The following is an 11,172-nucleotide window of genomic DNA, read 5'->3' as shown; positions in this document are numbered from 1 at the left end:
CACACACGAGATAGCCGGCTTGCGCTAGCCCTCTATTGACCTGGCGATACGAACGAGGTCGTCTCTCGACCACATTCCATCAGTCGGCGTGCTCCCACTCGACTCAACCTCGTCCAGCCCACGGAGACAGAGGGTTTCAGACAATCGCCGACTCGTGATGTGCGTTGCGCCCATAGCAGCCATGTCCGATATGACCACGGGCAGAGGCTTCCGAGGGCGCTCCGCCGGCGTCTCCGCGGCGACCTTGCGTTCGAAGTCAATCTCGTTGACAGCGGCGAATCGCATCACGTCTTCCGCTTCGGACAGGCTCGTTGTCTCCTGGAGCATCCGTGCGAGAGGGAACGAATCAAGAGTCGGCTGGGAAACTACCCAGACTTCCGGTGTGTGGTCGCTGACCGGCACAGGATCTCGTCCTCGCCGCATCGCGACGAAGCCCCTCATCCCCTTCGCTCCGGCAGCTACCAAGGCGGTCGCCTCAGTGGGATGCCAGGAGAGGACCGGTGCGAGAGCGTGTACGTCATCCGAAGTGACGCGTCCGACTGGCCTTCCTCCAGCGCCCTCCAAGAGTCGCTTCACCTCGCCCTCCGGAACCTCCGCATCCGCCCCGGCACCCAGAATCATCACGGTGGTCGGAATTCCTGTCCCAAGTGCAGCGGCCAGGCTGAGCGAGTCGGCCAGTGGACTCCGAAGGCCGGGCTCTGACCCTCGCGCCACGATGTCTCCACCAACGTCGACCACCACGAGTTCGCCGACGTCGAGTGACCGCGCGAGGTGTCGCAACTGATCCCTGAGCCCTATGGTCCCACCATCGAGATCGTGCAAGAAGATCCGAGCTCCGCTCGACTCTACAAGACGTGGGAGCACGCTCCTGCCTGGAGGCGCCGTGTCAGAGCCAGACGTCACCTCAAACGGCTGGTCTCCCACCGGCGCCAAGGCCGTGAAGTCTGTCCGAGCGCGAGGACCCGGGACAGGATCGATCCGAAGCCGTTCCCATGCGTACGTCGTGACGAGGGGTGGACGCTGGTCCGTATCGCCGAGGGCTCGTCTGGCCAGCAGGGCGCCGACCGCATCGCCGCCGCCGCCGGCTGCCACATAGAGAGTCCTCATACGAGCGATTGTGTCTCGGGGACGCTGCAACCTCTACTCTTAAGTGGTATTAGCCAGATGAGGTGTGAGTGATGAGCAGCCAGACCGCCGCGAAGTTTCGACGCATCGCCGACGACTTCCGCACGCGGATCCTCAGCGGGGAACTCCGGGCGGGCGACGAGGTGCCGAGCGAGCGTGCTCTGGCGACTCAGTACGACGTCTCTCGACCTACAGCCACCAAGGCGCTGTCGCTGCTCCGCACCGAGGGCTTCCTTACGTCGGTCCAGGGGTCCGGAACGTTCGTCGCTGACCTCAATGTCCATCGCCGCCCGCAGGATCGGTACGCGAGGGCCAAGCGCGCCGGTCGCATCTACAGCGGGAACGAGCGGGCAGAGATTGTGGCCGCGGGGGTGGTCGAGCAGCCTCCCGGACACGTGGTGCGCGGGCTGGCATTGCCAGAGGGGACGGCTGCGATCCGACGTCACCGCATCACGTGGGAGGGGGACGAGCAGGCTGAAATCTCCACCTCGTGGTTCAGCGCAGAATTGGCATCCGTGGCCCCACGCCTCCTGTCGACCGAGCGCATCCGCACCGGGACGGTGGCCTACGTCGAGGAGAAAACTGGTCGCACCGCGCGCTACGCACGCGACCGGATGACCGCTCGCACCGCAGGTAAGGAGGACGCCGCCGAACTCGGGCTGGCTAAGCCCTCGACACCGGTCCTCGTGGTGGAGCACATCGTCTACGACGGGGCAGACGCTCCCATCGAGTTCGCCGAAGCCGTTTACCCACCTGGGCGCTACACCGCCGAGCAGCGGTACGACCTCCCTTAGCGGATCACTCCAGATTCAGCGCAGTTCCACTTGACCATCCAAGTGGTATATGCCACCTTGGGATAACTGGCATATACCACTTAGGAGTGAGTGACATGGCAATGCAGCGTCGGTTCCCGGTTGGTCACGCGGACGTCTTTCCCGCGGGTGCGTTTTTGAAGGGGGGTGTGGAGCCGGTGGCGGATTTCAATGCGGAGCGGCGTGCGGATGGGTCGCGGTCGCAGCAGCTGGACAAGGACTCGGGGTTGCCGTTGTGGCAGGTGATGGTCCTGGACGCGGATGAGGAGGCCGGCAAGAAGGAGACGGCGATCTCGATCAAGATCGCGGCGAAGGTGCAGCCGGTGCCTCCGGAGAACACGACGTCGTTTCCGTGGACGCCGGTGGAGTTCGTCGGGCTGACGGCGCTGCCGTACGTGGACGACAACGGCAATCGGCCTCGGCTGGCGTGGTCCTTCCGTGCGGAGTCGTTGAAGGCGCCGGGCAAGGCTGCTGCCTCGTCTGCGGAGAAGGTGGCGTGAGATGGCACGGCCTGTGGGTGCAGGGGCGTGGGCGTCCGCGCTGGGTGTGAGCGAGAACGCCGTTCCGGGCGTGCTGTTCGGTCTGGTGCGTACGTTGCGGGACATCGATGAGCGGGTGATGAACGTGCGCAACCTTGTCCACTCGGGTCCGGACCCCGATCTGGACACGGCTCTGCTGGTGATGGAGCGGGCAGCGCACGAGGCCACCGCTCAGATCGAGGACGCACACCGGGAGGTCGCGCGCGATGCGTGAGTACCCGCAGCGGGCACAGGGCGGTCTCGGCGATGACGTGGTTTCCGTTGTCGTGGAGGCCGCCCTGCGTGCGTGCTGGCTCCTCCTCCGTGGGACGTGGTGGCTGGCGGTGTCGGCGGTGCGTCACCCGGTGGCGGGGGTCGTGGTCGTGCTCGGGGTGCTGCTTTGGCGCATGGTCAGCCCGAGCATCGTCGTGGCTCTCATCGCCATCGCCGTCCTGGGGCTCGTCGTGTGGCGGATCGTGTACCCGGACTCGTTCGGGCGTCTGGCTCGGCCTCGGCTCTCGCAGGCGTGGCGGCTGCCGGCTTATCGGGTCTATTGGCCGCACGTGGCCAGCCGGTGTGGGCTGGTGGTGACGCCCCGGAACGAGGAGCACACGGCGTGCGAGGTGGCGAAGCTGCGTCGCCTCCAGGTCACCCCGGCCGGTATCGAGCGGCTGCTGGTCCAGGTACCGGTGGGGCTGACCTTCGATGACGTGGCGGCTCGGGTCGAGGCGGTCGGGCAGGCGTTCGGCTCGCGGTCGGCTCGGGTGGCGCCTGCTCGCCCCGGGCGGGTATGGATCGAACTGGTCCGTCGCGACGTGCTCGCCCGCGTGGTCGCGCCCATCGCCTCGTCGGGCACCGACCTCGCGGGTCTGCCGGTGGGGTTGGCCGATGACGGCGGCACGTGGCGGATGCGCCTGTCGGGCACGCACACCCTGATCGCCGGGGCCACGGGGTCCGGGAAGGGCTCGGTGCTGTGGTCCATGTTGGCGGGTCTGGCTCCGGCCCTGCGGGACGGTTGGGCGCAGGTGTGGGCCATCGACCCCAAGGGGGGCATGGAACTTGGTCTCGGGCGGGGCTGCTTCGCCCGGTTCGAGGGCGGCGACGCCGAGGCGATGTGCGACCTCCTCGAAGAGGCGGTGAAGGTCAAGAGCGAGCGGGCGGCTCGACTGGCGGACACCGGGCAGCGGCTGCACTCCCCCACTGCGGATGACCCACATCTGGTGATCGTCGTGGACGAGCTGGCGACGTTGACCGCCTTCGCCGAGCGGGCCGTCACGCGCCGCATCGACCAGGCAATGGGCCTGCTGCTGACGCAGGGCCGCGCGGTGGGCATCAGCGTCGTGGCGGCGGTGCAGGACCCCGGCAAGGACGTCGTGACCTGGCGAGACCTCTTCCCCACCCGGATCTCGTTGCGGGTGGACAACCCGATCCAGGTCGACATGGTGCTCGGCGAAGGAGCACGGGACAGCGGCGCCCGCGCCGACGAGATCAGCGAACTGATGCCCGGCGTCGGATACGTGCGCGTGGAGGGCACCCGCGCGATCCGCCGTGTCCGGTCGGCCTACCTCACCGACGACGACGTGGTGGCCCTGGCTAAGAGCATCCCCGCGCACGCACCCCTCGGCCACACGGAGGAGAGCAGCGAGGGCGGTGAAGCGGCATGAAGCGCCTACGCAGTGCCCAGGTCGGCAACGGCACGGACCGGGACGTGCGACAGCGTGTCTATGGCACGCCGGTTGGCGGGGTGACGGCTTCGCCCTCGCTGGCATCGCGGCTCGATGCATGGGGCTGGCGCATCGACGGGGCGTGCGCAGAGTCTGCGGATGGCGGTGCGGCGTGGTTCGCCCAGGACGGCTCGCTGGCCTCCCGCGCGGCTCGGCGGGCCTGCCGCTCGTGCCCGGTGCAGCGCGTGTGCTTGGCGTCGGCGTTGTGGTTCGGCGAGGAGTACGGCATCTGGGGTGGCACCACCCCGGTACAGCGGGAGGCGATGACGGCGCGGCTGCTTCGTGGGGAGTCCCTCGACGGTCTCGTGGGGTGGAGCGACGACGAGGTTCGCGATGACACGGCCTGAGGGCATGCCGGTGGCCGGGACGTCGCATGGCGGGTTCCCGGGGTACGGCGATGCCTCGCCCCTCGACCTCGACCACGTGGGAGCCACGGCACAAGCGGGGATGGTCGACCGGCTCCTGGGCGGGACCTTCGAGGCCTGGTCGGATGCGGCCGCTCGGGTCGGGCACTGCGCCCAACCGATCAAGCTGGTGGGCTCCTCCAGCCGGGTGGACCGGGCCACGGGCGAGGTGGTCTCCAGCTACTCCTCGGCCCAGGAGCCCTTCGGCGTGACGTACGTGCGGTGCGGCAACCGGCGTGCGAGTGTCTGCCCGGCGTGCTCGCGGATCTATGCGCGCGACACCTTCGAGATGATCCGGGCCGGGGTGGTCGGCGGCAAGAGCGTGCCGGAGCGCGTGAGCGGCAACCCGCTGGTGTTCCTCACCCTGACGGCTCCCTCCTTCGGGTCGGTGCACACGGCCAAGGGTGGGCAGCGGTGCCGTCCTCGGGATGGACACGAGGTGTGCGAGCACGGTCGCCCGGTGGCGTGCTGGCAGGCGCACGAGAGCGACGACCTCGACGTGGGGACCCCGATCTGCCCGGACTGCTACGACTACGCCGCGCACGTGATCTGGCAGTGGTGGGCACCGGAGCTGTGGCGGCGATTCACCATCACCACCCGGCGCGTGATCGCCCGGGCAATGGGTGTCCCGGCCTCGCGGCTGCGGGAGGTCGTGACGTTGCAGTACGCGAAGGTCGCGGAGTACCAGGCGCGGGGCGTGGTCCACTTCCACGCTCTGGTACGCCTCGACGGGCCGAAGACCGCTGACGGGTACGCCCCTGCCCCAGAGGGTGTCTCGGCCGGGGTGCTGGCCGGGATGCTCGAGGACGCCGCTGGTCGTGTGGGCTTCGATGCGCCGCCGTGTGCCGGTCGTGAGGTGAGGCGGTTGAGCTTCGGCGCCCAGGTCGATGCCCGCTCGGTGACGGCCACGCGCGTGGATGACCCGGACGCTCCGCTGGTGGGTGAGCAGGTGGCCGGCTATCTGGCGAAGTACGCGACGAAGGCGGCCTCGGACACGACCGATCCGCGTCGCGCGTCGGGGCACTATCGGCGGCTGCGGGCCACGATCGATGACCTGGCGGCGCACCGGTCGCCGGAGGACGAGTACGAGCTGCTGGGCAAGTGGGTGCACATGCTCGGCTTCCGCGGGCACTTCTCCAGCAAGTCGCGGTGCTACTCGATCACCCTCGGTGCCCTGCGTCGCGCTCGGCAGCGGTGGCAGCGCATCGCCGCCGACAGCGCTCGGGACGGGTGCGAGATGCCGGTTCTGGACTTCGCGGACCTGATGGCCGACGAGGAGGAGGAGACCACGCTCGTCGTCGGCTCCTGGAGCTACGTCGGGACCGGGTGGGACACCGACGCGGACACCGCCCTGGCACTGGCCGCGGCGGACCGTGCTCGTGCCTACGACCAGTGGCGAGCGGAGAAGGCACGGGCGACAACAACGCGATGACTGAGAGAGAAAGAGAGAAGGGATTCAGATGTGCAATCGACATGACCCGCTGTGGACCATTCAGGACGTGGCGACGTTCCTCGGGATACCCGTGGGAACGCTCTACGACTGGCGCTGCCGTGGTGAGGGACCGCCCGCCTTCAAGGTGGGTCGGCGGCTTCGCTACCGCGAGACCGACGTCTTCGCGTGGCTCGAAGAGCAGACGGCAGCGTGAGCCATGGGACGTCAGGGACTGGCCCCTGGTGAGTGGGGCTCGATATCGACGGTACGGGTGACCACTGCCTCCGGGACGGCCTACAAGAGCCGCGCATGGTTCCGGGGCTTCGACGGTCGCCGCCGTCGCATGGAGCGTTGGGGTACATCGCAAGCGGCGTCTCAGCGTGCTTTGGCCACCGCGTTGCAGGACGCCGCGACGGCCGGCGTGGGTCGGCTGACAGCGCGAGACACCTTGGACGAGGCGGTGCGGCAATGGCTGGACGACCTGGAGCAGCTGGTGCGGATGGATCAGCGGTCACCGGGCACGGTGCAGACCTACCGACGGCAGTGGAAGCGCAGTGTCTCTCCTGCCCTGGGCAATCTGCGGCTGGGCGAGGTGACCACGCCGGTCGTGGACCGCTTCCTGGTCGACCTGCACGAGCGGGTCGGGCCGGCGACCTCGCGTACGGCCCGTGCGGTGATCTCCGGCGCGATGGGCCGCGCGGTGCGCGAGGGCGCGATTCGCTTCAACCCGACCCGGGAGGTTCGCCGCCTGAGCACTGCCCCGCGTCGTCGGCCACGGGCGCTGACCGAGCAGGAGCGGGCGGCGTGGTTCCTCGCGGTGACCCGTGACCCACGTGCGGTCTCGCGTGACCTGCCGGACCTGTGCGCCTTCATGCTGGCCACAGGTCTGCGGCTCGGCGAGGTCGTCGCGGTCCTGTGGTCGGAGATCGACCTGGAGGAGGGCGCCGTGGACGTTACCTCGACGCTGATCCGGGTGACCGGGCAGGGCGTCATCCGCAAGGCCACGAAGTCGTCCGCCGGGCAGCGCCGTCTCCCCCTTCCGCAGTGGTGCGTGGCGATGCTGCGGCGGCGCGCTGAGGTCGGGGTCGGCCCGGACGAGCCGGTCTTCGGCACGATCGACGGGGGCTTTCGTGAGCCGCGCACGGTCAGCCGCTGGCTTCACGAGGTCCGCGCGGACAGTGACCTGGAGTGGGTGACCTCGCACGCATGGCGCAAGACGACGGCCAGCATCCTCGACGGGTCGGGCGTGACCGCGCGGATCATCGCCGACCAGCTCGCCCACTCACGGGTGTCCATGACCCAGGACGTCTACCTCGGGCGCGGCGAGCAGGATCCGCGGGTGCTCGCGGCGCTCGAAGCGGCGAACCCACGGCCCCCTTCGCTACCCCAAAGTGGAGGCGAAAGTGGAGGCTTGGACGACGTAGAGGGCGGTGACTGACGTGTCTGCCCTGCTCAGAGAGCTGGCGGGGGGACTCGAACCCCCAACCACCTGTTTACAAGACAGGTGCGCTGCCAATTGCGCCACGCCAGCGTGCCCGGGTTCGAAAAACCGGGACCGCGGCATCGTAGCCCGCGGCCCCGGCCTTCACCGAGTCAGGACCTCAGAGGACGTACTTGTTGAGGAAGCTCTGCAGGCGCGTGGTCGTCTGCGGGCCCCAGACGCCGTCGACGTCCGCGCCGACCTTGCGCTGGAGAGCGCTGGTCGTGACCGGACCGACGATGCCGTCGCGGTTGACCCCGAGCTTGGCCTGGAGGGCGGCGCGGTCGTGCCAGCCGAGATTGCCGTCCTGGGACTGGCCGACCCACTTCTCGATGGCGGCGTTGGTCTTCGGTCCGCGGATGCCGTCGACGGCGAGCTCGCCGGAGATGGTAGTGCGCTCGGAGTCGCGCGAGGCGCGCTCCTGGCCGCTGTACGGGTCCACCGCGAGGCCGTTGGCGACCGTCAGGCCCGCCCGCACGGAGCAGACCGGCCAGGCGCCCGGGCCCTGGACCTTGAGGACCTCCTGGGCGATCTCGATCTGCTGGCCCTTGGTGGCGCGGTCGGCGGTGTAGGCGTACTTCTGGCCACCGAAGCCCTTCCACGTCTGGAAGGAGAACTGCAGGCCGCCGTAGTAGCCGTTGCCGGTGCTGATGCTCCAGTTGCCCGACGACTCGCAGTCGGCCATGCGGTCCCAGACGGTGCCGGACGCGCCGGCGCCGGTCGCGACGACGACCCCGCCCGCAGCGAGCGCGCCCATGGTGATGGTGGCGCCGGCAACCTTGAACCGACGGCCACGACGCGATGTCGGCTGATCGGGGAAGTCGTTGGTGCTGAACATGATTGTGGTCCCTTTCGGCTGAGTGCGGGCAGGGGGCCCCGCACGGTCCGAGAGCGACGCTAGGGACTCACGAGTCCCACAAACAACACTCGTCACATAAATACAGACTTGTAACTTCTGGCCCGTTGACACCACCGAGACATGACGAAGGGGGCGTCGCACCCGTGGGTGCGACGCCCCCTTCGAGGGCGAAGACTCAGTCTCAGCCGTTGAGGTGCTGCTGCAGCGCGGCGGTGGTCTTCGGACCCCAGATGCCGTCCTGCGTCGCACCGACGTGCGCCTGGAGCGCGCTGGTCGTGATCGGGCCGACGACGCCGTCCTGGGTCACGCCGAGCGCGCCCTGCAGGGCCTTGATGTCGTCCGAGCTCAGGTCGCTGTCGACGCTGCCACCGACCCACTTCTCGACGGCGGCCTTGGTGTTCGGGCCGAAGATGCCGTCGACGGCGAGGCCGGCGCCGCTGCGCTCGGCGCTGCGGGAGGCGCCCTGGTCAGCGGGACGCTCCTGCGCCTGCTGCGGGGCCGGGGCGGGGGCCGGCTCCGGGGCGGGCTCGGGGGCCGGGGCGGAGGAGCCGCCGGTCATGCCGTTGGCCGTGGTCAGGCCGGCCTCGACGGAGCACACGGGCCACGCGCCGGGACCCTGCGCCTGCAGCGTCTTCTGGGCGACCTCGATCTGCTGGGCCTTGGTGGCCTGGTGCGCGTTCGGGGCGTACTGGCCGCCACCGAAGGCCTGCCAGGTGGAGGTGGTGAACTGCAGGCCGCCGTAGAAGCCGTTGCCGGTGTTGATCGACCAGTTGCCGCCGCTCTCGCACTGGGCGACACGGTCCCAGACGCCGCTGGACGTCGCGGCGTTCGCGCTGGAGGCGGTGGCGATGGAGCCGACGGCTGCGGTGGCACCTGCAACCGCGACACCGGCGATCCGCCGGCGGGTCGGGGAGGCGGCAACGGCCGTGGCGTGCTTGGGGGAGTAGAACATGCGGTGGGATTTCCTTCCACGGAGTTCAGGGGGCTTCGTGGTGAAGCTGCCAGAAGGTCTGGCCATCTGCGGACGTGGGAACGTTACCGTCCTGTGATCAAACGGGTCAAACCCCGTGACCAAGTGTCGCTAGACGATCTCCCAGCCCTCGTCCGTGCGCCGGTCGCTCTCGGCCTCCACCGCCTGCTTCCGCCGCTGGGCAACGGGTGCGTCGAGTGGCGTCGCGAGCCTGTCCCCCAACGTCGCTCCCGTCGCGATCGCCATGATCACGCCGAGCGAGGAGAAGACCGAGACCAGACCCCCTTCGAGGTTGTACCCACCCGCCGAGCTCGTCAGGTGGTACAGCCCGATGAAGATCCCGAGACCGGGATACAGGCCGAAGGACGCGGGCACGAAGAGGGTGATGGGCGGGGAGTCCATCCGCAGGGCGATCAGTCGCGCGAAGAAGCCGATGACCACGGCCGCGAGCCCGGTGGACGTCACGCGGCCCAGGCCCGCATCCGTGGAGGCCAGCGCGACGGTCACGCCGAGCGCACACAGGATGGCGGCGGGCGGGAGCATCCGCGGATTGTTCTGCAGGGTGAGCGCACCGGCGAAGCCGATGAAGACCGCGCCCCCGATGACGATCGGGACGGGGGCCGAGGCCCACGCGAGCTTGTCGATCCCCGGGGGCTCGAAGCCGAGCTCGAGCGCGACGGCCAGCTGCAGGCTGATCCCCAGGCCGCTGGCCACACCGATGATCAGACCGAGGGTGTGGAACATCACGGCGAACAACCGTGCCGTGCCGGTCACCGGGAAGCCCGAGAGGAGGTCCTCCGTGGCCGATGTCAGGGTGCGTGAGGGCAGCAGGGCGACGATCCCACCGGCGACGACGAAGGCGAAGTCCGCGCCGTTGATCGGTCCGTACACGTAGGCGAGGAAGGCGATCACCGTGGCCAGCGCCCCGCCCAGCGCGCCCAGGTAGAAGTCCGGGAGGTCGATCCGCGCGACCCACCCGGCGAGCATGATGATGAGCACGCCGGAGAGCATCGCCAGCAGCACACCCAGGATGCTGGCGCCGAGGATGAGTGCGACGCCACCGGCGACGCTCCCCTCACCGAGGGCGACCACCCAGCGCGACCACGTCCGACGCGTCGTGTTGATCTCCTTGATCTTCGCGTCGGCCTGCTCGACGTCGATGTCCCCGGAGATCAGGTCGTCGACGAGGGCGTGCACCATCGCCAGACGGGCGAAGTCCTGCCGTGGCTGGCGCACCACCCGCAGCCGCGAGATCGTCTGCCCCGACGGCGTCCGGCACTGCATGTGCAGGGACTGCATCGTCAGGTCGACGTCGAGGTCCTCCAGACCCGCGGCGACACCGACGGCGATCGCGGCCGTCTCGACACCGCTGGAGCTGGAGCCGGAGCGCAGCATCAGCTCGGCGACGCGCAGCGCGAGGTCGAGGGCGGTCGTCGCGGCTTGCTCCTCCGCGACCGCGCGCGTGACACGCGGGTCACGGTAGGGGGTGCCGCGCAGGGAGCCTCGCAGCGGGATCGTCTGCGTCGGCTCCTCCCCGCGCAGCAGCGGGCGCAACCGCGAGCGGTGCTCCCGGCGCGGCGTGGGCGCCGCCTTCTCCCGCTTCGGCTTGGCCGCCGGCCGGGGCACCGGCTTGTTCCGGCCGGGCTTCTCCTTGCGCTCCTCGGGCCTGGGCTCCTGGCGCGGCCGGGGCACCGCCTGCGTCTTCTCCGCAGGACGGAAGCGCGAGTCACGGCGCCGCTTCGTCACCGGCACGGCCACCGCCGTCTGCTCGGACGCCGACGACTCCCGAGCGGAGTCACGAGCGGCACGCTGCTGGGGGGTCAGGTCGTCGGTGATGGGGTCCTGCAC

At 69.5% G+C, this 11,172-nt stretch carries 12 protein-coding genes and 1 tRNA gene; 8 read left to right on the top strand and 5 right to left on the bottom strand.

From position 1 onward, the window contains the following. Positions 1-24: 24 nt before the first annotated feature. Positions 25-1,107, bottom strand: a complete 1,083-nt coding sequence (locus O9K63_RS14245; RefSeq protein ID WP_277238883.1) for a DUF1152 domain-containing protein — start codon at positions 1,105-1,107, stop codon at positions 25-27. 71 nt (positions 1,108-1,178) lie between these two features. Here O9K63_RS14245 and O9K63_RS14240 point away from each other — a divergent pair, with 71 nt between their 5' ends. From O9K63_RS14240 to O9K63_RS14205, 8 genes are all read left to right on the top strand, one after another. Next, the gene (locus O9K63_RS14240; protein WP_277238881.1) at positions 1,179-1,919 is read left to right on the top strand and encodes a GntR family transcriptional regulator; all 741 of its coding nucleotides are present in this window, start codon (positions 1,179-1,181) and stop codon (positions 1,917-1,919) included. Positions 1,920-2,014: 95 nt separating this feature from the next. After that, complete coding sequence (locus O9K63_RS14235) at positions 2,015-2,437, top strand: plasmid replication, integration and excision activator (protein ID WP_277238880.1); 423 nt, start codon at positions 2,015-2,017, stop codon at positions 2,435-2,437. A gap of 46 nt (positions 2,438-2,483) precedes the next feature. After that, positions 2,484-2,690, top strand: a complete 207-nt coding sequence (locus O9K63_RS14230; RefSeq protein ID WP_277238878.1) for a hypothetical protein — start codon at positions 2,484-2,486, stop codon at positions 2,688-2,690. Then, positions 2,683-4,119 (top strand): FtsK/SpoIIIE domain-containing protein, encoded by a 1,437-nt coding sequence (locus O9K63_RS14225; RefSeq protein ID WP_277238877.1) that lies wholly within the window; start codon positions 2,683-2,685, stop codon positions 4,117-4,119. The genes O9K63_RS14230 and O9K63_RS14225 overlap by 8 nt, the downstream gene beginning before the upstream one ends. Next, positions 4,116-4,526: a WhiB family transcriptional regulator gene (locus O9K63_RS14220; protein ID WP_277238876.1), complete on the top strand. Its 411-nt coding sequence runs from the start codon at positions 4,116-4,118 to the stop codon at positions 4,524-4,526. The genes O9K63_RS14225 and O9K63_RS14220 overlap by 4 nt, the downstream gene beginning before the upstream one ends. Then, entirely contained in the window at positions 4,513-6,015 is a 1,503-nt protein-coding gene (locus tag O9K63_RS14215; RefSeq protein WP_277238875.1) for a replication initiator, read from the top strand. Before O9K63_RS14220 ends, O9K63_RS14215 begins: the two co-directional genes overlap by 14 nt. Before the next feature lie 28 nt (positions 6,016-6,043). After that, complete coding sequence (locus tag O9K63_RS14210; RefSeq protein WP_185990760.1) at positions 6,044-6,229, top strand: helix-turn-helix transcriptional regulator; 186 nt, start codon at positions 6,044-6,046, stop codon at positions 6,227-6,229. 57 nt (positions 6,230-6,286) lie between these two features. Next, entirely contained in the window at positions 6,287-7,453 is a 1,167-nt protein-coding gene (locus O9K63_RS14205; protein WP_277238872.1) for a tyrosine-type recombinase/integrase, read from the top strand. Positions 7,454-7,473: 20 nt separating this feature from the next. Here O9K63_RS14205 and O9K63_RS14200 read toward each other — a convergent pair. From O9K63_RS14200 to O9K63_RS14185, 4 genes are all read right to left on the bottom strand, one after another. Continuing rightward, positions 7,474-7,546, bottom strand: a tRNA-Thr gene (locus O9K63_RS14200). A gap of 70 nt (positions 7,547-7,616) precedes the next feature. Beyond that, a complete protein-coding gene (locus O9K63_RS14195) occupies positions 7,617-8,333 on the bottom strand; it encodes a transglycosylase family protein (RefSeq protein ID WP_277238871.1) in 717 nt (238 codons plus the stop codon). A 202-nt stretch (positions 8,334-8,535) separates the two neighbouring features. Then, positions 8,536-9,306: a transglycosylase family protein gene (locus O9K63_RS14190; protein ID WP_277238870.1), complete on the bottom strand. Its 771-nt coding sequence runs from the start codon at positions 9,304-9,306 to the stop codon at positions 8,536-8,538. Between the two features lie 129 nt (positions 9,307-9,435). Continuing rightward, complete coding sequence (locus O9K63_RS14185; RefSeq protein ID WP_277238868.1) at positions 9,436-11,172, bottom strand: threonine/serine exporter family protein; 1,737 nt, start codon at positions 11,170-11,172, stop codon at positions 9,436-9,438.

Origin of the sequence: Janibacter cremeus (assembly GCF_029395675.1) — a bacterium.
Classification (GTDB): domain Bacteria; phylum Actinomycetota; class Actinomycetes; order Actinomycetales; family Dermatophilaceae; genus Janibacter; species Janibacter cremeus_A.
The sequence above is the reverse complement of the archived record's forward strand: the minus strand, read 5'-3'. Positions and strand labels throughout refer to the sequence as shown.

Excerpts from the sequence above, each read along its gene's own strand:
- O9K63_RS14245 (WP_277238883.1), bottom strand. The coding sequence starts at position 1,107 with ATGAGGACTCTCTATGTGGCAGCCGGCGGCGGCGGCGATGCGGTCGGC.
- O9K63_RS14195 (WP_277238871.1), bottom strand. The coding sequence starts at position 8,333 with ATGTTCAGCACCAACGACTTCCCCGATCAGCCGACATCGCGTCGTGGC.
- O9K63_RS14210 (WP_185990760.1), top strand. The coding sequence starts at position 6,044 with ATGTGCAATCGACATGACCCGCTGTGGACCATTCAGGACGTGGCGACG.
- O9K63_RS14235 (WP_277238880.1), top strand. The coding sequence starts at position 2,015 with ATGGCAATGCAGCGTCGGTTCCCGGTTGGTCACGCGGACGTCTTTCCC.
- O9K63_RS14215 (WP_277238875.1), top strand. The coding sequence starts at position 4,513 with ATGACACGGCCTGAGGGCATGCCGGTGGCCGGGACGTCGCATGGCGGG.
- O9K63_RS14225 (WP_277238877.1), top strand. The coding sequence starts at position 2,683 with ATGCGTGAGTACCCGCAGCGGGCACAGGGCGGTCTCGGCGATGACGTG.
- O9K63_RS14190 (WP_277238870.1), bottom strand. The coding sequence starts at position 9,306 with ATGTTCTACTCCCCCAAGCACGCCACGGCCGTTGCCGCCTCCCCGACC.
- O9K63_RS14220 (WP_277238876.1), top strand. The coding sequence starts at position 4,116 with ATGAAGCGCCTACGCAGTGCCCAGGTCGGCAACGGCACGGACCGGGAC.
- O9K63_RS14240 (WP_277238881.1), top strand. The coding sequence starts at position 1,179 with ATGAGCAGCCAGACCGCCGCGAAGTTTCGACGCATCGCCGACGACTTC.